Origin of the sequence: Flavobacterium sp. Arc2 (genome assembly GCF_041431385.1) — a bacterium.
Taxonomy (GTDB): Bacteria; Bacteroidota; Bacteroidia; order Flavobacteriales; family Flavobacteriaceae; genus Flavobacterium.
Genome location: NZ_JASMRH010000009.1, coordinates 45,288 through 69,348, shown reverse-complemented (window position 1 = coordinate 69,348; position 24,061 = coordinate 45,288). Strand labels below are relative to the sequence as shown.

Below are 24,061 nucleotides of genomic sequence, written 5' to 3'. Positions count from 1 at the left end.
CTGATTGGTTCTACTATCCTTAAAAACACAAAACAATTTACGATGGACAACCCAATTAGATGCCGCTACTGCTTGTCCAGCGACTTATACAAAGAATACCACGACCAGGAATGAAGAACTCCCGTTTATAATGATGCCACTTTGTTTGAATTCCTTATTCTGGAAACATTCCAAGCCGAGCTCAGCTGGATTACCATCTGGAATAAAAGGGAGAATTTCAGGAAAGCGTTCGACAATTTCGATTATAAAAAAATAGCCCGATATTCAGAAGACGAGATCCAAACCCTTTTATTGGACGCGGGAATCATTCGTGACAAATTGAAATCGCTAAAGGTAAATTAGCTGATTTCTTTAAAGATAACACTTTGGTAAACCAAGATTATATTAAAGATAGCAAATTAAGCATTGCCAATTAAATGAAATCCTTAGATAAAAACCTTATTGTTAATGGCTGCAAAAGAGCGCAGCTGGGTTAATATAATGTATATCTTCAATCTTATTTAAAAACCTCGTTTTGTTCTAAAAAAAGATTTTTTTTAGAACAAAACTATAATGAATAATTAACTCCAAGCATAAGATATCCCGGCATAATTGACACCATAGATTCAGTAAAAAAACTTTGATTATATGAAGTTGATATAAGCCTATTATTATTTAGATTCAACATTTTGCTACCATTGAATATTAATTTTAAATCTTTGACAACTACGTACTGAACATTCGCATTAAGAAAAAATACGCTGTTAGTATTAAAACTAGAATCTTGATTATCAATAATAAAACCTAGATCCCATTTTAATTTGTTCTTGTTTTTACCGCGCAATGAAAAAGCAAGTTGATGATTTATTGTACTATTACTAAAATTATTACGCTCCTGTTCTATCCTTCTCTGAATATAATTATAATCAAAACCAAACTGAATATCCGAATTTTTAAAATTAGAAATCAGAACTTTCGAGAAATTAGAAGATGTATTTGTAGGTTCTTACATCCACTCTGGAAACAAGATCGCTACTTTGGTAGCTTTATCTGCTGCTCCTGCTGGTGCTGAAGAAGTTTCAAGAAACGTTGCTATGCAAGCTGCTGCTATGTCTCCTATCGCGTTAAACGAAGAAGGTGTAGATGCTGCAGTTATCGAAAAAGAAATCGAAATCGCAAAAGATCTTTTGCGTCAAGAAGGTAAACCAGAAGCAATGTTAGACAATATCGCTAAAGGTAAATTGGCTCGTTTCTTTAAAGATAACACTTTAGTAAACCAAGATTATATTAAAGACAACAAATTAAGTGTTGCCAACTATGTAAAATCTTTAGATAAAGATCTTATCGTTACAGGTTTCAAAAGAGCTGCTTTAGGTTAATCTTAAGCAAGTTTTAAAATACTAAACTCCATTTCAAAGCAATTTGAAATGGAGTTTTTTTATAAAATAAGAATGGCCAGCAGACCGTTTTCTACAAACGGAAATGAAAAACGAAATACTGTTAAAAAGAATAATTAGCACCTATCATCATATATCCTGGCATAATCGAAATGACCGATTCTGTAAAAAAACTTTGATTGTACGCTGTAGTTATTAGCTGACTATTTTTTAAGTTTAGCATATTATTACCATTAAATAACAACTTCAAATTTTTAGCGACTAAATACTGTACGTTTCCATTCAAGAAATAAAGCTGATTGGTATTAAAACTTGAATCTTGATTATCGATAACAAATCCCAAATCCCATTTTAATTTATTGGTGCTTTTACCACGTAATTTTAAACCAATTTGATGGTTGACCGTTACATTATTAAAAGCAAATAAGTTTTGTTCTAAGCGACGCCTACTAAACTTATAATCGACGGCAACTTGCACATTCGAGTTTTTAAAATTAGAATTTACATTAATTTTACCACTGAAATTATTCGACTTAAATTCATTGCCTACTCCACTATACTCAGAAAACCCTTTGGTCGCTAAATACACAAGGGTACTTTTAATCGAGAATGGCAATTTCTTAATTTTTAAATCGTAACTAAAAATCCCTCTTAGCGTACTGGAACCAGATACTAAAGTTGCTTGATTCTCGACGTAATCATCTTGATAAATTACATTATTTGAAACCGCTTGATGATCTTTACTATAGTTTAGAGATGAAAACAACACAGAATTAGTCTTAGCGTTGACATTATAGTAATTCAAAGAGAAACTGTCTTGAGGTAAAATTTTATTATACTCTACTAAACTCTCTTTATTAATTGTTTGAAAATCTTCAATGACATCATTATTTAATAGTTGCGAAAGCAGTGGCAGTCGATGACTCAAAGCGTATCCCAAGCTAACTTTGCTAAGAAAACCAAGATTATAGGATACATTCAAATTTGGCTCTATTCTAGAATAGGTAGTTTGCTCGCTGTTATAAGTGCTTCTAACATTGCTATTACTAAATCCTACAACAGACTGAATTTTTGAATTCCATTGTCGTGTCCAACTAATATTAGTCCGTAGCATATCGTTCTTTAGCTCTAATTCTGTTTCTGACAATGGTTCTTTATCAATGTCATTTTTGAATCGATCCCTTTGCGTCAGTAAATCCAACTTAACGCTGAAGATGTTCGACTTCTTAGATAGAGTGAAAGAGTTATAAAAATCCAAATTACTGTTCCTGTTTTTGCTTTTTTGCTGAAGCGACAGTACACCCAAATCAAATAATTCTTGATTCGCATTTAGACCTAATTTATCGCTATTTGAATTTAAAGCATGCCTAACAACCCCTGTATACTTGATACCCTTTAAAAACGAAGTTTGAACCTTAAAAACTTGTGAAAAGCTCAAGCCATTACTTTCATCTTTATATGTAGTGCGATCTAATTCGTTATCTAAATTTTGCTTCATGGCATCATCTGTTGGTGTAACAGTAGCAGAATAAGATATAAAGGTCGTTGCTGATTTATTAAATTCCCATTTTACAGCAGTGTTATTTAATAAGTAAGACGCTTTCTTTCGATCAAAATAAGAGAGATTATTGTTTTCCTCTCCCAAATTTGTTTGCGTTTTATAATTCTCTTCTAATAAATTTGCTGCATTAAAAGTGTTAGAAAGCGTGATTTTTGAACGGGGCGAGATAAGATTTGTATAAGTAAGCCCAATGAACTTATTGTTTTTTTCTTTATAAAAAGGTGTAGGATTTAAGAACGAGGGTAATTCTATATCATTTAATCGATTTGACTCAGGACTGTCGTCACCAGCAGCTTTCATTTGGCTGTAATCCTCCCTTGAAATAGGCACGTTACCAATGGTATTGTAATCAGAGATAATTGCTAAATTACCTTTTTTAAAAAACTTAAATGAATTAGAATGAAACCGCACTGCCTCTTTACCGCCATAACCTAGCTCGACATCAGATACCCATTTACTTTTATAAAAATCTTTAGTCTTTAAATTTAGCGCCACCCCTTTATCACCTCCAGATGCGATAGCAAAGCCTGAATAATTGGTATACAAATCAATCCCTTCGATCATATCAGCATTGATATTTTGAGTGGCCATTTGATGTTTGTTTCCAAAAAACTCATTACCATCAATCAATACATTATTAATCTTCTCTCCTTTATAGAAAACTTTACCATCAGCATCGACCTCTAGACCAGGAAGCTTATTTATCACATCTTCGATTTTATTTTCGGTTCCATCAACAACAGCTTTTAGGTTGTACGAAATACTATCTCCTTTAATCCGCATTATTTTAGGTCTTGCCTTAATAATAACATCTTCGAGCTGGTTTAGTTCGGGAAGCATCTCAAAAGTTAATAAGGCATCTTTCTCTATTATAATTTGCTCCACAACAGCGCTGAAACCTAATTTTTTAAGCGTTATTGTATAGGTACCGGAAGGCAGGCTTTTAATAAATACACCATCAGTATTGGTAGAACCAAAAGCAACTTGTTGTTCTTCTTGTGATACAAGTACAATAACTCTAGAAACAGGCTCTTTTTTTTGATTCAAAATTGTAATACCCAATTTATTTTGCGAAAATAAGAGCACTGGGAATAGTAGAAAGAGGAGTTGTTTTAAATTCAAATTAATAGGTTTATAAAAATTTAGTAATCAATGGCTGATTCCTCTCCACTTTAGTTGCTTTACCAAAGGCATGTCCGTACTGATACTCTAAAATAACGCCATTTACAAATGGAAGTTTATCGGGACTAGCCACTCCTGGCAAAGCCTTTGTAAAATATACTGTCAATGGCTGGTCTTTATAAACACCAATGGCTTCTAGACAAGAATACCCCAAAATTATTTTTTTATTATTGGTATACTTCCAAGAAGTTTTAGGCAGTTTCTCAGTGGTCACTTTATCATTAACGATTTCTTTATAGCTATTTGTTTTATAATCTTTTATTATTTTTAACGGACTATGGCTAGTTGAAATAGACATATTACTGACAAATTGCACCTTGCTTTTTGGATCATCTACTTTAGTAATTCCTTTACTAACTTCTTCTTTCTCTTGTGCTATAATTTCATAATAAACTTCGTTCCCCTGAATAGTCATAGTCGATTCTTGCTTGTTATTCTGGACCAATTTTAAAGCACGTTCTCTAATATATTCTGGCAAACCTTTCACTGCATCTTCTTTCAAAATCGTTTGCTTTTCGAATACAACTTTAATACCCGATTGGGCATTACTTTGTAGAAAAAACAAACTACATACAATAGCTAACCCTACTCTTTTATATGTATCTTTCATCTTAATTATCATTTCTTATATGTACTGAATAGCTTTCAATTTTAGCTCCTGCTTCATCAACATACGATTTTGGCTCCAAATCTTTTGCTTGTAAAATATCCAATTCCTTCTTACTGATAAAAATGGCATCATTAGGTACAGTGGCAATGGGCAGTTGATAATCAAAAAATTCTATTTTAGTTGCGTAAACCACTTTTTTATTAGATTCTATGCTCAGCACTAATCCAGGTATATCAATTGGTGTTATTGGACCGTCTATTACAGCTATATCCTGCGTATACCAGTACTGAATGGTATCCTTATTTGATTTTAATGCATATGCCGATAAACAATTATATCCATCGATAATTTTGGTTTTACTATCGTAATGTAACTCCTCTTTTTCAAATGGTGCTTCTACAAAGTACTCTTTGTCACTAACCGATGTACTATTAGTACTAATTTCCCTTTTAAAATCTTTTAAATACCAGACTTTAAAGGGTTTCAATATCATACCTAAATTTTGATCCGTTGGTGTACTTTTCTCTTTTGAGGCAATAACTTTTTCTTTAGTATTGACACTTTCGTATAAAGAAAGATCTCCGTTGTTAGTCAATTCAAAATAGGTGGGTGCGGTCATAAAGCTTTTTAACTCTTCCCTACTGTCCTCTGGTAATTGATTAAAAAAACTATCATTGTAGATAAACTTCTGCTCATAAGAGACTTTGATTGTCTTTTGGGCTACAGACAGAATAGGAATGATTAAAGAAAGAAATAATAAATATGGTTTCATGGTAAGATATTTTAATAAGGAGTGGTAAACCACTCCCTAATATATGAATTTCAATATTAATCTACAATAGCTGCAAAACCATCATCGCATGTAACTAAAGTTGCATGATGAAATTTCAGAACCATTCCTCCGTGACCATCACTTTCTCCACTTGCCCATCTAATAGTACTAGTTTCACAACCTTCTACAATTTGACCTTCTACTATATTTGAATCAGCTAATGTGGAAAGACTTGAAGATGTCTCAAAATCTATAGCTGTTTCAGATATGTTTTTTTCCGTTGCAAACGAAGTTAAAGAAAAAGCGAATACTAAAGCCGCACTCAATAAAAATTTTTTCATAATAAATAATATTTTGGTTATTGTCTTGTTAAACTATTTAACAAGTGGTTTTGGACGTCCGAGAACAAAGCAAAAAAAAAAAACAATAAAACCTAATTATTTTACTACAAAAATGAATTTATTGTTACTATTAATCGTACAAGTCAACAAGCACAAGGACTCACAAAGCAATGAATTTCTATTAGTTACAAAATGCGAGTTTAAAAAAAAGAGTAAAACATAGCATCAGGATAGCATTACTAATGACTTCCATACAGTACCAATAAAGATCAAATTCTAAAAGCGATATTCCATTTTAAGCAATACATACCTAGGAACTAATCGATACTCCGTCTTTGAAATACTGATATCCGAAACACTATAGTTTTTGAACGTTTGGGTATTAAATAAATTATTCCCTGAAAGGAAGAAAGTGAGCTTATTCTCTTTTACGACATACCGCGCCTCTAGATCTAAAAAATAATATTTGTTACTGTCTTTATTTAGGTTTCCAAAAAAATAACGTTCTGATTGTAGTTGTACATTAAATGTATCACTAAACATAAACGACAAATCAAAAAAGCTCATATTATCTGTAAATGCAATAGCCGTGCTAGTTTTTACTTGGTTGTAATTCCATTTTGAACCAATATGGTAATTAAAAAAACCTTTGAATCCTGAGCGTAATTCAAAACCATAATCAGCACTAAAGTTATTAACCTCGCGAAGATTAGAGTTATTTACGCTGTTTTTAAAATTGGTCTTGGTTGCCCCTAAGTTGACTTTTAAGTTGGATTTTATAGGTTTAAAATATCGGTCTACACTAGACGAAATTGATAAAAACGCTCTATCCTTAATAATTATTTTTTCAGACTGGGAAAAATTTTGAGATACGAACGAATTAGTACTATAAAAGTCATTGTTCTTAGCATACAGTAGAAAAGTATTCGAAAAAAACTTGTCGCCCCAATTTCCGTAAGAATAATTCAAAACAGCATTAGATGCATTCAATTGATTAAAGACCTCTAAACCCTTTGAAAACGAGCGGAAACCAGTTTGCAAATACCCTGAGTACACATCTAAAACACCCGCATTTGTCGTGGTGTACGAATAAGAACTTACTATTTTATTCTTACTATTTATTTTCAATTCTAAGCCCAGCTTTGGAACAAGATAAAAAGGACGCTGACTCGATACTACCGCATCATTTTTTAACTGATTGAACAATTGATGAAAATCTGACTGCAGCAACAGCGTGAATTTATTTAATTTAAGACTATACTTGCCCGAAAAACTCAGGTCATTGCTAGTATAAACTATGTTGTTCTGGTATCCTTGTGGAGCACTAATACTGTTTGAGCCGTCTAACAATTCAAATCTAGATTCCAAATCATCAATACGCAATTGATCTTTAATTTTTAACTCTAGTAAACTCCCTTTTTCTTTTTTGTCCAATAAATGCGCTTCAAGACCTACAAACTGCATTTTATTTTTGCTGTATTGTTTTGTATTATCAGCGTTTACCGCAAATAAATCCTGAAACAAAAACTGATTTACAGCGTAGTTTTGCGGTGCTTCATCGCTAATATAACGTCCTGAAAACAACAAAACTTTGTTCTTTTTGAACTTATTAGTATAAAGCATTTTTTGATCAAAAAGCGTATTGGTGGTGTTTAAATTTTCCTTTATAAAATCATTATTAAACAGTAAATCACTTGTGTTTTGAACAGTAGTCGAATTAATTTTACTGGTATATTCTAAGGTTTTAGTTGCGGATATATCGTAGATCAAATCCGCTTTTCCAAATCCCGTACTATGCTTTTTTCTACCTACAAAATCTTCACTATTTTCAAAACTAGTAGTCCCAACAGCAAATGATTGAAAACTATTTCGAAAAAAATCATTTTCATCTGTGTTTAAAAATCCTATAACCTTTAGCTTTACTTTGTTTGAAAGGGTAAAAATACTATTCAGCGACCCCATTTCGGCATTATTAAAACTTACCCTCTTTTGTTTTAGATTAGGTGTGTCCAACCCCCATTCTAGTAAAGCAATAGCTGATTGATCATCTCCTATACTTCCGGGCTCATTAAATCGATATGGTCTAACAAGCTCATTAATATCACCCGTTGCATCAACTCCAATAGTATTGAGATTTGCCAAAAAATAATATTTATTCTTCTTCCCAAAGTTCATCAGATTGGTTCTAACTTCATATCTATTTGCTGAAACTAAACCATAGCCTAGATTCATATTACCAAACCATTGTCGTTTAAAATCCTCTTTTAACGTTAGATTGAGTGCTACTTTATTGCTATTTTCAATCCCTTTCAAATGTTTATTGTTCGAATACCTTTGCAGTAGTTCTATTTTATCAATAGGATTTACCGGCATGTTTTTAGTTAGAATTTTATACCCTTTTTCAAACATGTCGTCGCCATCGATCATCACTTTTTCAACTTCTTGATTACCTACTTTAATTGTACCATCAGTACTGATATTCAAACCTGGGATTTTCTTGAGTAAATCTTCAACCACTTGTTCGTTACCTTGGGCAAATGATTTTGCATCATAAATAATTTTGTCGCCATCTACAATAATAGGACGTACTGTTTCAATCACTACTTCTTTGAGTTCAATTTCACTATAAACCAGCTGTATATCTTTTTCGACTTTGCTCGTTTCAGGCAAAATCTCAACGGCAACAATTTGAACTTTATAATTTAAAGAATTGACAATCAGCTGAAAGCTACCCGTCCTAACAGTTTTGAGTAGATAATTGTCATTACTATCTGTTGTAGCATACGCCACCACAGCACCATTTAGTTTTAAAACAATCGTTGCAGGACCATGTTCTGCTACGACTCCAAACGAAACTTTCCCTTGAATAGTCTTTTGCGAGAAGCCAATGTTGTACACAAGCACAAGTAAAACAAGCATGAATACTTTACTCATGCTGTTCCCATTCAAATTGTGTTTCTATTCCCGTACGCCCCACATTAATAGCTTGTGTTTCTACCCCTCTGGGCATTTGCGCTGACAAGGTCGAACTACTTTGATCGTATTTTAAGTCTATATAATTTTTATATGAAATTTGCTTAACCGCAGTATCAATTGGCACTACTACAGTCGGGTTATTCGAAAAAACAACAGATCTTGCTGCCCAATTATAGCGTTTTGTCTCATCGTATATTTCTAAAATTAGTCCCGGTAAATTATTGAATTTCCATGGACCAAAATTCAATGGAGTATTCATGTCATACCAAGCAATAAAATTTCGACCTCTAAATTTCAGTGCCGCTTTATTGCATACAATATCTCCCACATTCTTTGTTTCCTCATAATTGATTTCCCACTTCAGTTCTGGAATGGTATCGTTAATTAAATAGGTTTCATTTTTTATGAACTCTGTATACTGAATAAGCTTTTTATCAACAGTTGTTTTCATATACCGTTCCGCATTCTTACCTATCATAGTCATCACATCACCTTTCACGCTACTTCCTGACTCTAAAGTGCTTGCCGTCAAAAAGAAAACCGCATTGTTCTCCTTTAGATTAATTTCTAAAATGCCTTTCTTGGTATTAAGCAATTCGGTGTTGTAAAAAACACTGTATTCAATTCTCGCAAAAGAATTGTTTGTGGATTGACAGGAAGCTATAGTAACCACTAATAAAAAAAGAAGAGATATAGAATTTCTCATTATTTCGGATATTTAAAAACTAATTATTACTGCTCTGTTCCATTCCATTTCTCCATGTCATGACTCATCTAAATATTGTTTTAAAAAAAGCTAAACTGCTTAATAATAATCAATACCCCTTGAGAATTTTAAAATCTATTTATAATTTTTTTCAATATTCGTCGATTCAGTATCATTAACCTTAATTGTGGTACCTCTAGGCAATTTTGTTTTTAATTTTTCTACAAAATCAGAGGTTATTTTTTCTTCATATTGTACAAATTCTTGAAATGTAATTTTTTTTCCCAACGTAGGCATTCCAAGTTTTTGATTTTGTTCAAATATAATACTTGTGAGTTGGAATTTAACGCTTTTGTCCTCCGTCTCTATTTTAACAATCAAACCAGATAATCCGTGAAATTTCCAAGGTCCAAATTTTGTTGGCACTTCGTTAGTGTACCAAACATTATACACTCTACCTCTAAAATCTAAACTTGCAACATTGCAAGTAAATCCATTCATTAGGATCGTGCCTTTTTTTAATATCCAATCCATCTTTGGAAGATCCTCTGTCACCACTACTGCTACAAATTCATTATTTGTATAAATATGGTCTCTAAAAACTATTTCATTGTTTGACAAATAATATTGTTGCCCTATACTATCTTTGCTTTCTTTTTCGAAAAATACATTTTCAAATTCATCGGCATACAAGGTATCCGCAAGTTTTTTACTCTCAAAAAACTCCGAATATGCTGCTTTTTCATTAACTCGTAATTCAACTAATTGCGTTTTTCCTGTATTTGTATTCTTAAAATCATAGGTTGCAAACACTTGAACCTGTTCTTGACTGGAACAAAAACTAGAAAAAAAGACAAAAGTTAAAACTGTAAAAATATTTTTACTTTTCATTGATTGTTCATTTGATTGATAAAAGACCTCAACATTTCAGTTGAGGCCCTAATAAATACACTTTATTTACATAGTAGCAAGACCAACTTTAACAGCCAATTTTAAAGTTTGACAACCACCCCAAGACACATCGTGAATGGTAACAACAACATCAACTTTAGTACCTTCAAAATTACCTTTAACTTTAACTTCACAATCATAAAGACATTTACTATTCTCTGTGAAATTTAAAATTTTTAAGAGCTTAACGTCTAAAAGAAACGTTGCTAAATCGTCGCTAACCAAATTACTACATAAATCGTTTTTGGAAATAAATTCGTTTTGACCAACAACAGTCTCTCTAATCTTATTTGCCCCAAATGAGTAATACGTAGAAAAGAGCAGGATAAAAACTAATAGTATTTTTTTCATTTTCATAATTTTATAGATTATCTACTAGCAGCTACTTCTTCAAGAATCTTAACCGTATCTTTGATGCAACTACCCGAATCACTTGTAAAAGTAATATCAACATTTATAGGCTTTCCATTTATAGTACCTTTTATTGTAACATGACATTCTTTAAAATCATTTTTAAAAAAAATAGAAGTGACCGAACTACCATTTTTGAAATTTGTTGCAATACTAGATGTTAATTGTTGAAATTCTTCAGAATTACAACTGATTTTAACATCTTCTCTCTTTGAGTCTAGATTCTCCCCTGCAAACGAAGTTAAAGAAAAAGCGACTACTAAAGCCGCACTTAAAAATAATTTTTTCATAATATTAAAATAATTTGGTTAAATACTCACTGATTTTTTCAGTAAGTGGTTTTGGACGTCCGAGAACAAATCAAAAAAAAAAAAAACAATATAACCTAATATTTATCGTACAAATTATAAAAAAAAGACAAGATTAATCGTACAGTACCGAAAACACTGGGACTACAACTCATTTAAAAATAACGACTTATAATTCTACGACTTAAAAATGACAAGATCACACCCAAAAGGTTAATTACACTAAAAAAACCATCACTAAATCAATGTCAGCTTCGTTATTTTAAAAAAACAAAAGAATAAATTTGAGTTCTACTATCTTTGAAAATACAAAACAATTTACAATGGACGATCCAATTAGATGCAACTGGTGTTTATCCAGTGACTTATATAAAGAATACCACGACCAGGAATGGGGAACCCCCGTTTATGATGATGCCACTTTGTTTGAGTTCCTTATTTTAGAGACTTTTCAAGCTGGACTCAGCTGGATTACCATCTTGAATAAAAGGGAGAATTTCCGCAAAGCATTTGATAATTTTGACTATAAAAAAATAGCCCAATACTCCGAAGGAAAAATCGAAGAACTCCTATTAGATGCAGGAATCATCCGTAACAAATTGAAGGTACGTTCAGCAGTTTCAAATGCTATTGCCTTTATAGAAATCCAGAAGGAATTTGGTAGTTTCTCTACATACATTTGGGCTTTCACAGATGGCAAACCTATTATCAACAACCCAAAAACACTACAAGACGTTCCTGCCACTACCCCACTTTCTGATGCCATAAGTAAAGATTTAAAAAAACGTGGTTTCAAATTTGTTGGCTCCACAGTTATCTATGCAAACATGCAAGCCACCGGAATGGTCAACGACCACATTGCCGACTGCTGGACAAGAAAATAACGTTCAGTATCCGTTTGCAATTGCGGTATTGTTTCACCATTACTGAAGCATAGCTATATACTTTAGTAATGGAACTAAAAATCCAAATCAAGCAATAAAAACCTATTGATATTTACTTTACTAAATAACAGAACTGTATTGCCGCTGCAATCAACAATACCGTTATTTCATTACCCATCCAGAATGACCACCCCTCATCCCTATCTGACAAAAGTCTAATCATTTCAGCAATCAATGCTGCTCAAAATGGGATTCCATTTACATAACAAGAAAAAGAAAAGCGAGACACAAGAAAAACACCTACAAAACCGTCTTAGCCCATCTGCGAATCCGTTTCATATGTGTTCCCTCATAAAACCAAGAAACTTTAAAATACTAGAATTCGATAAAAACATAAAGAATCCCATTCGTCAAAATGAATGGGATTTTTCATGTATAACAATGCCATTTACCATATCTCACAAAACCAAAAACGTGAAAAAAAAGAGTCAAAAAAAACCCATAAAAACCCAAAACATGCACTTAAACTGAATTATTAAACACTTAAACAAGTAAATTTTAAAATGAAATAACATTGAGTAATTTTACTTTCAGATAACTTAAAAACATAACATCATGGCAAGATTCTTACTACTATTCGGAATAGTTTTAATCGCATTAACTATTGCGAGCAACACTAAAAAAGAAAACAAGAACAATAAGAAAGTTGTTACTTTTATCGAAACTCAAACTAATCCTGTAATTGCTAGCAATATCGATTTTAGCATTAAAGAATTACAAGCTAACTAAGACGCTGTAATCGCACAGAGATTTTTTACACAATAAAAAATAACATAATCTAGATATAAAATTTCCTTCAAAAGAGATTATTAACATTATAATTAATAGCAACTCTTTTTATTTCATTCTAGCATGTATTTTAAAAACCAATGCATTTGCCCCATGCAGTGGTATATTTATCAAATCACTTCTTTTTAAAAGTAAACTTATTTAGGCTAATTACAACTTCAGGCTTAAATACTTACATTACCTAATAAACACTCAAGAATTACTTACTCCTTCCCTTTATCTTTTTTTAGTATATAAATATTAAAAGCTAAGATACAATTGGTGTGTACCGCCTGACAATTACACGAAATATACTATGATTAAGAATGGGACAAAACCTATTTATGATGATATTACTTTATTTGACTTTTTGATTCTCCACACTTTTTATGCAGCACTAAATTGGATAAATATCCTCAACAAACCAAAAAAATTTAGAACGGCATTTGATCACTTTGATTGTAAAATAGCCACTAACAATTCTGAGGGAAAAATTCAGCAACTACTTTATATGCAGGAATCATTTACAATAAACTAAAAGTATATTCTGCCGTTACAAACGCACTTTTCTTCATCAAAACCCAAGAATAATTTGGAAACTTTTCAAAATACATTTGGCTACTTACAATAGAAAAAAAAACTCGCCAAAAAGACTAAAATACATCCCTACCACTATCTCACTTTTTGATGCGATAAGCATAGCTTTAAAATAATAAAAATTAAAAACAGCGACTGATTAGTAAAAAAAACATTACATTTGTCTCTAACTTTAGGGGTGTCTACAACATTGTAGGCTGAGAATTACCCTCTGAACCTGATCTAGTTCATACTAGCGTAGGGAAAAGTAAGATGACTTCCGTGGTCCCATCTTGGGCACTTTGTAGCCATTCCTAAAGTATAACTATATACTAAATTCAACAGGAATGGAGCTAAAAATCAACAACCAAATCAAACAATTTCAAGCAGATGCCCTAAGCATTCAAAACCTGCTCGATATTGAATTTCCCCTAAAACAATCCGGCATTGCCGTCGCAATCAACAATACCGTTATTCCAAAATCCAACTGGAACGACCACCCCTTATCCCAATCTGACGAAATCTTAATTATTTCAGCAACCCAAGGAGGCTAATTAGACTGCTCGGGCGGGCTATTCGTTTCAAGTCCGCAGTTATAAACTGTAAAAAAACAGTCGCAACAAGAGCTTCCTACGGTCGCTTTCTTGCTCCTTGTTTCTATCAGTTTATCACTTTACGGGCTTTCCATTGCTATCCCTAGCAGGAGAAAGAAGATAGAACATAGAATAAAGAGCAAAGAAGTAAGAAAACAGAGAAAATCACAAACTCTGCAAACTAGAGAATCCGTGCAAATTCGTGTTTTCGCTTTTGCGAATCCGTTTCATCCGCGTTCCATTAAACACAAGTAACAACACAATCAAAAATAAACTTTAAGACATTCGACTTTATAACTTTAAGACTCATAAAATGACAAACGAAGAAAAAATATCTAGAACCCCATTCCCCAATTCTATAAAAGTATATATCAATGGTACAATCCATCCGATAAAAGTAGCCATGCGCGAAATCTCACTTGCCGACACAAAAATGTCTAATGGTCGCATAGAGAAAAACCCGCCAGTAACAATCTACGACACATCTGGTCCGTTTACAGATCCTGATATCGAAATCGATATTCGAAAAGGATTGCCTCGCATCCGCGAACAATGGATACTAGACCGTAATGATGTAGAAGAATTGACAGAAATCAGCTCTGATTACGGAAAAGAGCGCCTGAATAACAAAAAACTAGACGAATTGCGATTTGAATATTTACACAAACCCATGCGCGCCAAAAAAGGTGCAAATGTTTCGCAATTATATTACGCAAAACAAGGCATCATAACTCCTGAAATGGAATACATCGCAATTCGCGAAAACCAGCGCATTGAGCAATTAGACAGTCAAAAAAAAGCGATGCAATGCCAGCACCAAGGGCACAGCTGGGGAGCAAACACACCTAAAAGCAAAATCACAGCCGAGTTTGTTCGTAACGAAGTAGCCATTGGCCGCGCCATAATCCCGAACAACATCAATCATCCTGAAAGCGAGCCAATGATTGTAGGACGTAACTTTTTGGTCAAAATAAATGCTAACATCGGGAACAGCGCCGTAACCTCAACCATTGAAGAAGAAGTAGAAAAATCGGTTTGGGCTTGCCGTTGGGGCGCCGACACTATCATGGATTTATCAACAGGTAAAAACATTCACGAAACTAGGGAATGGATTATCCGCAATTCGCCAGTGCCTATTGGAACCGTCCCTATATACCAAGCACTAGAAAAAGTAAATGGAATTGCCGAGGATTTAACTTGGGAAGTTTTTCGTGATACTTTAATCGAACAAGCAGAACAAGGCGTCTCTTATTTCACCATTCACGCAGGAGTGCTGTTACGTTACATTCATTTAACTGCAGAACGCGTAACCGGAATCGTATCTCGTGGTGGTTCTATCATGGCCAAATGGTGTTTATTTCACCACAAGGAAAATTTTCTTTACACTCACTTTGAAGACATTTGCGAAATAATGAAACAGTACGACGTGGCTTTTTCCCTTGGAGATGGTTTACGTCCAGGTTCGATAGCTGATGCAAATGATGCTGCACAATTCGCTGAACTAGAAACTTTAGGTGAATTAGCAAAGATTGCGTGGAAACACGACGTACAAGTTTTCATTGAAGGTCCCGGACATGTACCCATGCACATGATAAAAGAAAACATGGAGAAACAATTAGAACATTGCAACGAAGCACCTTTTTACACTCTTGGACCATTAACTACTGATATCGCTCCTGGTTACGACCACATTACTTCGGCAATTGGCGCTGCAATGATTGGTTGGTACGGTTGCGCGATGCTGTGTTATGTTACCCCAAAAGAACACCTTGGCCTACCTAATAAAAAAGATGTAAAAGACGGTGTAATCACCTATAAAATTGCCGCTCATGCTGCCGATTTAGCTAAAGGTCATCCTGGTTCTCAATATCGTGACAACGCTTTGAGTAAAGCGCGTTTTGAGTTCCGTTGGGAAGACCAGTTTAATTTATCATTAGACCCCGATACCGCGAGAGAATTCCATGATGAAACGCTTCCTGCTGAAGGTGCCAAAGTTGCCCATTTTTGTTCTATGTGCGGACCAAAATTCTGCTCTATGAAAATATCTCAAGAAATACGTGATGTAGCCGAAGCCGAAAAAGGCATGAAGGAAAAATCAGAAGAGTTTATTGAGCGAGGGAAGGAAATTTATAGCTAAGCAAAAAAGAGAATAGAATAAAGATCAAAGAGACCAGATTATGATTGTAATCACAAACCCTATTTCAACACAAAATGAAACCAACACCATTCACGCTCTTTTTGAGTGTGGATTGGAGTTGCTTCATGTACGGAAACCCTATTTTTCCGAGGAGGAAATGAAGGTCTTTTTGTCGAAGGTTACAAAGGATTATAACTCTCGTTTGGTTTTGCATCAGCACCATCAATTAGCATTAGACTTCGGAATTAACCGAATCCATTTAACCGAAAGTACAAGAGCAACATGGAAATTGGGAACAGAAAAAAAGCGAGATCAATTTATCAAATCGACATCGACTCATGTTATTTCTGATTTTAATCAATTAGATGATTGTTTTGAATACGCCTTTCTGAGTCCGATATATCAAAGTATCTCTAAACCAGACTACCAATCGAATTTTGATATAGAAAAAGCCATTAAAGATCGTACTAATTTTAATACCAAACTCTTTGCCTTGGGCGGAATCTCTCATAAAAATATAGAAAACACCTATCAATCCGGCTTTGATGATGTGGCGCTTTTAGGAATAATTTGGAATACGAACCAACCCATACAAAATTTTAAATTATGCCAGAAAATCGCCCATTTGTATTAAGTATCGCAGGTTTTGATCCTTCAGGAGGTGCAGGAGTTTTGGCTGACTGCAAAACTTTTGAGCAACATCAGGTTTATGGCCTTGCTGTTACCACAGCAAACACCATACAAACTGAAAACGAATTTTTTGAAATTCAGTGGACTTCGCTAGATTTTATTATAACATCCTTAGACAAGCTGTTTGATACATATAAAATAAAAGCGGTGAAAATTGGAATTACACCTTCGCTACCGTATTTAAATTCGGTTGTAATGCATATAAAAAAACTTTCGCCAACAACAAAAATCGTTTGGGACACCGTTCTGAAATCTTCGACTGCATTTGATTTTTTAGTCATTGAAAACCAAGAAATCCTAAAAAACATTTTGACTCAAATCGATCTAATTACACCCAATTATACTGAAATAATACAGTTATCTAACGAACCAACAACTGCCGAAAAAATAGCAAAAAACCTATCAGAACATTGTAATGTATTATTAAAAGGTGGCCATAATCCCACTGAGCAGGGAGTTGATTATTTATACATCAAAGACCGTTTTTTCAGACTCGAACGGCATCATAACAAAATATATGAAAAACATGGCTCTGGTTGTGTGCTGTCAGCATCGATTACAGCTAATCTCGCCAAGGACCAAAGCCTATTAAATGCATGTAAAAACGCCAAAATATATATTGAAAACTACTTATTATCTAACAATTCAAAATTAGGATATCATTATGCTTAACAAACTACAATACATCTCGCAGGGCAGAACCGTCGAAGAACAGGTTAAGAACATACATCAAGCTTTAGACAATGGATGCACCTGGGTGCAAATTCGGTTTAAAAATCATTTTTCTGACGATGCTTTTGCATTGGCGGAAGCCGCAAAAATTTTATGCGAAGAATACTTAGCCAATTTCATTATTAATGATAATGTATATCTCGCACAACAAATCGCCGCCGATGGTGTACATCTAGGATTAACCGACATGTCAATAAAAGAAGCGCGCAGCATTCTTGGAGACACAAAAATTATTGGAGCCACTGCTAATACATTCGAAGACATTCAAAATCATGTTCAAAATGGCTGTGATTATATTGGTTTAGGCCCTTTTAAATTCACCACAACCAAGGAAAAACTGAGTCCGATTTTAGGTCTTGATGGCTATCACAACATTATGGCAAAAATACAAGAAAACGGATTAACAACGCCTGTTTATGCAATAGGCGGAATCACATTAGACGACGTTGAGCCGTTAATGCAAACTGGCATTTACGGGATTGCTGTTTCAGCATTAATAACCCATTCAACTAACCAGAAAAAAATAATCAAACAACTAAAAAACGACTTACATGGAAGCATCATCGTTTAAAATAGGTGATAAGATATTACGATCTCGTTTGTTTTTAGGAACGGGAAAGTTTGGTTCTAATCTACAAATGGAAGAGGCGATTTTAGCTTCAGGAAGCGAATTAGTTACGGTTGCTCTTAAAAGAATTGACCTTGAAACGGACACTGATGCCATCTTATCTTGTTTACAGCATCCAAACATCAATTTATTACCCAATACTTCGGGAGCAAGAAATGCCAAAGAAGCTGTTTTTGCTGCTCAATTAGCTAGAGAAGCATTAGAAACCAACTGGTTGAAACTTGAAATTCATCCCGATCCAAAATACTTGATGCCAGATGCTATTGAAACCTTAAAAGCAACAGAAGAGTTGACTAAACTTGGCTTCATTGTTTTACCGTACATTCATGCTGATCCTGTTTTATGTAAACGTTTAGAAGATGCAGGAACAGCCGCCGTGATGCCTTTGGGTTCGCCAATAGGTAGTAACAAAGGCTTGAAAACGATTGATTTTCTCGAAATTATAATCGAACAAAGTAAAGTCCCTGTAATTATCGATGCCGGAATTGGAGCCCCATCAGACGCTGCAAAAGCTATGGAACTGGGAGCAGATGCTGTTTTAGTAAATACAGCTATTGCAGTTGCTGGAACCCCCCGTTTAATGGCTGAAGCATTTAGAGAAGCGGTGATTGCTGGTAGAAAAGCATATGAAGCAAAGCTAGGACAGCAATATAAACATGCGATAGCTTCGAGTCCGTTGACCGCTTTTTTACACTAATAAAAATTAACCGCAAAGTCCACAACGCTTTGCGAACCTTGCGGTTAAAAATAACAAAATCTTGCGCGCTTTGCGCTTAAGCCTATGAACACATTTAAATCAGTCTTTGAACAATACGATTGGGAAACAATCCAAACAAAAATCTACCAGACGAACGCCAGAGAAGTAGAACAGTCACTCGCTAAAACCAGACGGAACTTAGATGACTTTTTAGCTTTGATCTCTCCCGCTGCTCAACCTTATCTAGAACAAATGGCGCAAGAATGTCATGAACTAACCAAGAAGCGTTTTGGGAAAACCATCCAAATGTATGCGCCTTTGTATTTAAGCAATGAATGCCAAAACATTTGCACTTATTGTGGTTTTAGTTTAGATAACAAAATCAAGCGAAAAACATTAATGGATTCTGAGATCAAGCAAGAAGTACAAGCTTTGAAAAACCTTGGTTTTGACCATGTTTTATTAGTCGCTGGAGAAGCTAATTATACGGTGAATATCAATTATTTCTTAAATGCGATTGAAGTTATTAAAAATGATTTTTCGACAATATCTGTTGAAGTGCAACCACTTTCACAAGATGAATACGAGCGATTACATGAAGCAGGCGTGTATTCAGTATTGGTGTATCAAGAAACCTATCATCAGGAAGTGTATAAAAAGTACCATACCAAAGGTAAGAAATCCAATTTTGATTTCCGTTTAGACACGCCAGACAGAATTGGCAAAGCCGGTATTCATAAAATAGGCTTGGGTGTTTTGCTTGGACTGGAAGACTGGCGTACTGATAGTTTTTTTAACGCCTTGCATTTAGACTATTTACAAAAAACATATTGGCAAACGAAATACTCTGTTTCATTTCCACGCCTACGCCCCGCGGAAGGAACTGTTCCGCCCAACTTTATTATGGATGATAAAGACTTAACCCAGCTGATATGCGCTTACCGCTTATGGAATGAAGATTTGGAGATTTCGATTTCGACTCGGGAAAATGAGAAATTCAGAAACAACATTATTCCCATTGGAACGACGAGTATGAGTGCGGGTTCAAAAACTAATCCTGGTGGATATGTAGTCGATCCGCAATCACTAGAACAGTTTGAGATTAGCGACGAACGCTCAGTAGCTGAAATTGCACAAATGATAACGCAAAGTGGGTACGAACCGGTTTGGAAAGATTGGGACCGAAGCTACAAATAATTGTAGATTTTTAATTAACGAATTTTGATTGCAGATTGTTTGTGACAGCGGTCGTAGTGAAATATGATTCAAGAAAACCATGATAAGAAAACTAAAAAACACAGTAACTACTTAAGTCCATTCACTAAGAACTATACACTTATGGACTTTTTCACTAAGGAATAACCAACTATTTACTAAGACCTAAACATGAGCATAATACAAGATTTTTTACGATACAACCGCCAAACGATGTTACCCGAAATTGGTGACGAGGGACAAGGAAAGCTTAAGAAAGCGAGAGTTTTAGTGATTGGTGCTGGCGGACTAGGCTGTCCCATTTTGCAATATATTGCCACGGCTGGCGTGGGGACTATTGGAATAGTTGACTTTGATATAATCGAAATTCACAACCTACATCGTCAAATTTTATACAATGAAGACCAAGTAGGATTACCAAAGACTACTACGGCAAAAGCTATGGTTGAAAAACTAAATCCGTTAATTGAAGTTATAGCCTTTGATGAGAAACTTACTTTGGATAATGCTTCACGAATCATCAGTCAATTTGACATTGTGATTGATGGTTCCGATAATTTTAGCACACGGTATTTGGTCAATGATACTTGTGTGGCTTTGGGCAAAACTTTAGTATATGGAAGTATCCTGGGTTTTGAAGGGCAGCTTGCTGTTTTCAATCATCAAGGAAGTAAAAATTTACGTGATTTATTTCCGGAACCGCCAAATCCTAAAGACGCTCCTAATTGTAGTTTTAATGGCGTGCTAGGGACCTTACCGGGAATGATTGGCACGATGATGGCGCATGAAACATTGAAATTAATCATCGGGTTGCCGAATTTAAGAAATGAACTGGTTTTATTTAAAACTTTAGATTGGAGTTTTACTAAACTAAAATTCTAAAACATCTTCAACGGATATGATTCCTAAATTTTGACATACTATATTTACATCAAATAAAATGGAGTTATTAACTTCTCTATAGGTATTTAATGTCCGTAAAGGTTCTTTTGTAACCACCCCTGTTTTTGGATTATTATTTACCATAATTCATCTACCGCAGGGTTTTACATTTTTAAACTGAACTTTTCCAATATAGGCACTTTTCAGAATTGGTCTTTTTTCAAAAATTTAATAAAATCGTCTCTCTCAATTTCGCGGCAACCTAAACTCTCTAAATGTGAATTATACACTTGACAGTCTAATAGTTTGTAGTCATTTTGCTGCAAGTGTTTTACCAAGGCAATAAAGGCTACTTTGGACGCATTTGAAACTTTTGAAAACATACTTTCACCGCAAAAAACATGACCTAGATCGATGCCGTATAAACCGCCGACTAATTCATTATTCTGCCAAACCTCTACTGACTTTGCTATTCCTAATTCGTTAAGTTTACAATACGCCTCAATCATATCATTTGTAATCCAAGTTCCGTTTTGCCCGTCGCGTTCTATTTGTTGACAATTAGCTATTACATCTCTAAAATTTTGATTAAATGTTACTGTAAAAGTCTTTCGATTAAGGACATTTCGCATACTTTTTGAAACTACAAATTCATCTAGAAACAAAACCATTCGTAGATCAGGCGACCACCAAGTAATGGGCTCTCCATCTTCAAACCAGGGAAAAATTCCGCTACTATACGCTAATTGCAACCGTTGTGGTGATAAATCACCACCTAGCGCAATAATTCCGGAAGAATGCGTTAAAGTAACATCTGGAAAAAATAAATCTTGAGATAAATAATACATAAATTTGGCATTATAATTACAATGTAAAGGCTTATTTTTGATAAAACTACTTAATTTACAACAGCCCAGCCCTTTTTTTAATAAATTACCAAAATGAAAAAAACAACATTACTACTCCTTTTTATCCTAATGATTACACAAATGTATGGACAAAATGCAGATAGTTTAACGGTATCAAAAAAACTAACTTATAAGTCTTTTATTGTACCCGCTGCATTTATTACTACTGGTGTTATTTTATTGAACTCCGAATTAAATAATGATATTCAAACAAAAACAAATAATATTTTTGGTTCTGGATTTAGATCACAAGCAGATAATATATTCCCCCTAGTTCCTATTGGACAAATCTATTTAGGTAAATATCTAGGATTTAAACCCAAAACTGACTTTAAAAATCAAACTGTAAACATCGTACTTGCTAATACAGCGACTTTGGTTATTGTTGAAATAACTAAAAGCTTAGCCAAAAGAGAACGTCCGGACAAGTCTAATGATTTAAGTTTCCCATCTGGACATTCAGCTATTGCTTTTACAAACGCAACGCTTTTATATTACGAATATAAAGATTCTAATTTTTGGTACGCTAGTAGTGGCTTTCTATTTGCGGGAGCAACTGCAGCTTTTAGAATTGCAAACAACAAACACTTTGCTTCTGACGTGATTGCTGGAGCCGGAATAGGTCTAGCTTCTGGCATTATATTCTCGCATCTTAGTCCGCTAAAATCTATTAGAGTTTCTAAAAAATCAAAAACTACTGCTTTTATTTATCCGCAAGTAGGAAACCAAATAGGACTGGGCGCAATCATAAACCCTAATTTTTAAGCATAAAAAAAGCCTTGAAATTCAAGGCTTTTTAAACTTTATTTTTTATTAAAAAGGCAAATCGTCTGGTTCGTCTTCATTTAAGTTTGTTGCTGGAGCAAAAGTTTGAGCAGTAGGCATAGGTGCTGAAGGCGCTTGAGGCTCAACTCCTGCTTTCTCAATTCTCCATCCTTGGATACTATTGAAATATTTAGTTTCTCCTTGTGGATTAACCCATTCTCTACCTCTTAAATTGATAGAAACCTTAACTGGCTCACCAACTGCGTAATTGTTTAACAAGTCACATTTGTCTTGAGTAAACTCAATCATAATATGTTGAGGATATTGTTCTTCTGTTGTAACAACTAACTCTCTCTTTTTAAATGCGGCACTAATTTGTTGTTCTGGATTAACAACTTTAATTTTTCCTGTAACTTCCATCTTCGTTATTTTAATTGTTATTTACTCTTGTTTTTTGGCCAAAAGTACTTTCCATGCGGTAAGAACATCGTCTTCATTTAGATACTTTTTAGCCTCTAAATGCAGCTTATCCTGGTCGTCAGAGCTTAAAACTCCCTTCACAGAAAAATTCTGTTTTACAAAGATACTAACTTCTTCTGGGGTAGGCAAGGCTTCTATGTTTCCTAATTTACCTAAATCATTTCCATCAAAAATATGGCTTTCCTTAACACGATGCGGAATGACATCTACTCCAATCCCAAGCGTTGATAAAGGCTTAGGCACTTCAAATAAACCTTGATTTGATCTCGAATACCAATTACCTCCTAGTCTGGAAACTAGATCAATTTTATACTGATCTATTGCTCCATTAGCATCTAAAACAGCTTCGTTAATATGAATTCGTACAACTTCACAGAGGATTAAATTTCCGGCACCACCCTCACTTCCTAATGGAATTATTTGAGTCACTTTACATTCAAATTGTACAGGTGACTCTTTTACCCGGTATGGCTTTACAATATCAGACTCCACTTGCGTTAATCCTGATTTTAAAAACTCATTTACACCATCGGCATATTCTGTGCTTGCAAGAGAAGTTTGCTGTACCATGTCAAAATTCACGACATTAATAACCACTTCTCCCGTTGCTTCACAATTAATTAAAGTGTGTTTAATTGAATTATCACGTACTCTTCTAGCCGGTGAAAATACCAGAATAGGGGGATTCGCACTAAAAACATTAAAAAAGCTGAACGGAGACAAATTTGGGTTTCCATTTTCGTCTACGGTGCTTGCAAAAGCTATTGGTCTAGGACCAACAGAACCTTGAAGATACCCTTGTAACTTTGCTGTTTCTATACTTTTTGGATCAATACTAATCATACTTTTTTA

The 24,061-nt window shown here is 34.3% G+C and carries 24 protein-coding genes, 3 pseudogenes and 1 riboswitch; of the genes and pseudogenes, 15 read left to right on the top strand and 12 right to left on the bottom strand.

Annotated features, from left to right (window positions below):
- Positions 1-42: 42 nt before the first annotated feature.
- The 3 pseudogenes from QO182_RS08050 to QO182_RS08040 form a co-directional block, all read left to right on the top strand.
- A pseudogene (locus QO182_RS08050) lies at positions 43-324 on the top strand (DNA-3-methyladenine glycosylase I); the annotation flags it as partial.
- Positions 324-416: pseudogene (locus QO182_RS08045) on the top strand (elongation factor Ts); the annotation flags it as partial. The pseudogenes QO182_RS08050 and QO182_RS08045, both read left to right, overlap by 1 nt.
- Before the next feature lie 519 nt (positions 417-935).
- Positions 936-1,358 (top strand): annotated as a pseudogene (locus QO182_RS08040) (elongation factor Ts); the annotation flags it as partial.
- 121 nt (positions 1,359-1,479) lie between these two features.
- On the opposite strand, the gene QO182_RS08035 reads toward QO182_RS08040, so the two are convergent.
- From QO182_RS08035 to QO182_RS07995, 9 genes are all read right to left on the bottom strand, one after another.
- Complete coding sequence (locus QO182_RS08035) at positions 1,480-3,984, bottom strand: carboxypeptidase-like regulatory domain-containing protein (protein ID WP_371560901.1); 2,505 nt, start codon at positions 3,982-3,984, stop codon at positions 1,480-1,482.
- 85 nt (positions 3,985-4,069) lie between these two features.
- Positions 4,070-4,729, bottom strand: a complete 660-nt coding sequence (locus QO182_RS08030) for a GLPGLI family protein (RefSeq protein ID WP_371560899.1) — start codon at positions 4,727-4,729, stop codon at positions 4,070-4,072.
- A 1-nt stretch (position 4,730) separates the two neighbouring features.
- A complete protein-coding gene (locus QO182_RS08025) occupies positions 4,731-5,501 on the bottom strand; it encodes a GLPGLI family protein (RefSeq protein ID WP_371560897.1) in 771 nt (256 codons plus the stop codon).
- A gap of 56 nt (positions 5,502-5,557) precedes the next feature.
- Positions 5,558-5,842 (bottom strand): hypothetical protein, encoded by a 285-nt coding sequence (locus tag QO182_RS08020; RefSeq protein ID WP_371560895.1) that lies wholly within the window; start codon positions 5,840-5,842, stop codon positions 5,558-5,560.
- A gap of 276 nt (positions 5,843-6,118) precedes the next feature.
- Positions 6,119-8,776: a TonB-dependent receptor gene (locus tag QO182_RS08015; RefSeq protein ID WP_371560893.1), complete on the bottom strand. Its 2,658-nt coding sequence runs from the start codon at positions 8,774-8,776 to the stop codon at positions 6,119-6,121.
- Positions 8,769-9,524, bottom strand: a complete 756-nt coding sequence (locus QO182_RS08010; RefSeq protein ID WP_371560891.1) for a GLPGLI family protein — start codon at positions 9,522-9,524, stop codon at positions 8,769-8,771. Before QO182_RS08010 ends, QO182_RS08015 begins: the two co-directional genes overlap by 8 nt.
- Positions 9,525-9,659: 135 nt before the next feature.
- Entirely contained in the window at positions 9,660-10,415 is a 756-nt protein-coding gene (locus QO182_RS08005; RefSeq protein WP_371560890.1) for a GLPGLI family protein, read from the bottom strand.
- A gap of 66 nt (positions 10,416-10,481) precedes the next feature.
- Positions 10,482-10,826, bottom strand: a complete 345-nt coding sequence (locus QO182_RS08000) for a hypothetical protein (protein WP_371560888.1) — start codon at positions 10,824-10,826, stop codon at positions 10,482-10,484.
- Between the two features lie 17 nt (positions 10,827-10,843).
- The gene (locus QO182_RS07995) at positions 10,844-11,176 is read right to left on the bottom strand and encodes a hypothetical protein (protein ID WP_371560886.1); all 333 of its coding nucleotides are present in this window, start codon (positions 11,174-11,176) and stop codon (positions 10,844-10,846) included.
- 341 nt (positions 11,177-11,517) lie between these two features.
- Here QO182_RS07995 and QO182_RS07990 point away from each other — a divergent pair, with 341 nt between their 5' ends.
- The 11 genes from QO182_RS07990 (at position 11,518) to QO182_RS07940 (ending at position 21,056) form a co-directional block, all read left to right on the top strand.
- Complete coding sequence (locus QO182_RS07990; protein ID WP_371560884.1) at positions 11,518-12,078, top strand: DNA-3-methyladenine glycosylase I; 561 nt, start codon at positions 11,518-11,520, stop codon at positions 12,076-12,078.
- Positions 12,079-12,693: 615 nt separating this feature from the next.
- On the top strand, positions 12,694-12,867 hold the full coding sequence (locus QO182_RS07985) for a hypothetical protein (RefSeq protein WP_371560882.1): 174 nt from the start codon (positions 12,694-12,696) through the stop codon (positions 12,865-12,867).
- Between the two features lie 355 nt (positions 12,868-13,222).
- Positions 13,223-13,444, top strand: coding sequence for a DNA-3-methyladenine glycosylase I (locus QO182_RS07980; RefSeq protein WP_371560880.1), 222 nt, complete (start codon positions 13,223-13,225; stop codon positions 13,442-13,444).
- A gap of 223 nt (positions 13,445-13,667) precedes the next feature.
- A riboswitch (TPP riboswitch) is annotated at positions 13,668-13,764 on the top strand.
- A 65-nt stretch (positions 13,765-13,829) separates the two neighbouring features.
- Entirely contained in the window at positions 13,830-14,036 is a 207-nt protein-coding gene (thiS, locus tag QO182_RS07975) for a sulfur carrier protein ThiS (protein WP_371539125.1), read from the top strand.
- Between the two features lie 352 nt (positions 14,037-14,388).
- Entirely contained in the window at positions 14,389-16,212 is a 1,824-nt protein-coding gene (thiC, locus tag QO182_RS07970) for a phosphomethylpyrimidine synthase ThiC (RefSeq protein WP_371560878.1), read from the top strand.
- Positions 16,213-16,252: 40 nt separating this feature from the next.
- Positions 16,253-16,846 carry a thiamine phosphate synthase gene (locus tag QO182_RS07965; RefSeq protein WP_371560876.1) on the top strand — a complete coding sequence of 198 codons (594 nt, stop codon included), beginning with the start codon at positions 16,253-16,255 and terminating at the stop codon, positions 16,844-16,846.
- Positions 16,819-17,574 carry a hydroxymethylpyrimidine/phosphomethylpyrimidine kinase gene (locus QO182_RS07960; protein WP_371539132.1) on the top strand — a complete coding sequence of 252 codons (756 nt, stop codon included), beginning with the start codon at positions 16,819-16,821 and terminating at the stop codon, positions 17,572-17,574. The genes QO182_RS07965 and QO182_RS07960 overlap by 28 nt, the downstream gene beginning before the upstream one ends.
- Positions 17,567-18,205: a thiamine phosphate synthase gene (locus QO182_RS07955; RefSeq protein ID WP_371560874.1), complete on the top strand. Its 639-nt coding sequence runs from the start codon at positions 17,567-17,569 to the stop codon at positions 18,203-18,205. The genes QO182_RS07960 and QO182_RS07955 overlap by 8 nt, the downstream gene beginning before the upstream one ends.
- Positions 18,186-18,959: a thiazole synthase gene (locus QO182_RS07950; RefSeq protein ID WP_371560872.1), complete on the top strand. Its 774-nt coding sequence runs from the start codon at positions 18,186-18,188 to the stop codon at positions 18,957-18,959. Before QO182_RS07955 ends, QO182_RS07950 begins: the two co-directional genes overlap by 20 nt.
- 84 nt (positions 18,960-19,043) lie before the next feature.
- Positions 19,044-20,156, top strand: coding sequence for a 2-iminoacetate synthase ThiH (gene thiH / locus QO182_RS07945; protein ID WP_371560871.1), 1,113 nt, complete (start codon positions 19,044-19,046; stop codon positions 20,154-20,156).
- A 189-nt stretch (positions 20,157-20,345) separates the two neighbouring features.
- The gene (locus tag QO182_RS07940) at positions 20,346-21,056 is read left to right on the top strand and encodes a ThiF family adenylyltransferase (RefSeq protein ID WP_371560869.1); all 711 of its coding nucleotides are present in this window, start codon (positions 20,346-20,348) and stop codon (positions 21,054-21,056) included.
- A 203-nt stretch (positions 21,057-21,259) separates the two neighbouring features.
- Here QO182_RS07940 and aat read toward each other — a convergent pair whose 3' ends face one another.
- Positions 21,260-21,904 carry a leucyl/phenylalanyl-tRNA--protein transferase gene (gene aat / locus QO182_RS07935; RefSeq protein WP_371560867.1) on the bottom strand — a complete coding sequence of 215 codons (645 nt, stop codon included), beginning with the start codon at positions 21,902-21,904 and terminating at the stop codon, positions 21,260-21,262.
- Between the two features lie 93 nt (positions 21,905-21,997).
- Here aat and QO182_RS07930 point away from each other — a divergent pair, with 93 nt between their 5' ends.
- Positions 21,998-22,729 (top strand): phosphatase PAP2 family protein, encoded by a 732-nt coding sequence (locus QO182_RS07930; protein ID WP_371560865.1) that lies wholly within the window; start codon positions 21,998-22,000, stop codon positions 22,727-22,729.
- Between the two features lie 48 nt (positions 22,730-22,777).
- Here QO182_RS07930 and QO182_RS07925 read toward each other — a convergent pair whose 3' ends face one another.
- Together QO182_RS07925 and QO182_RS07920 are read right to left on the bottom strand one after the other, a co-directional pair.
- Positions 22,778-23,149 carry a DUF3127 domain-containing protein gene (locus tag QO182_RS07925; RefSeq protein WP_091083051.1) on the bottom strand — a complete coding sequence of 124 codons (372 nt, stop codon included), beginning with the start codon at positions 23,147-23,149 and terminating at the stop codon, positions 22,778-22,780.
- Between the two features lie 21 nt (positions 23,150-23,170).
- Complete coding sequence (locus tag QO182_RS07920; protein ID WP_371539149.1) at positions 23,171-24,052, bottom strand: flavin reductase family protein; 882 nt, start codon at positions 24,050-24,052, stop codon at positions 23,171-23,173.
- Between the last annotated feature and the right edge of the window lie 9 nt (positions 24,053-24,061).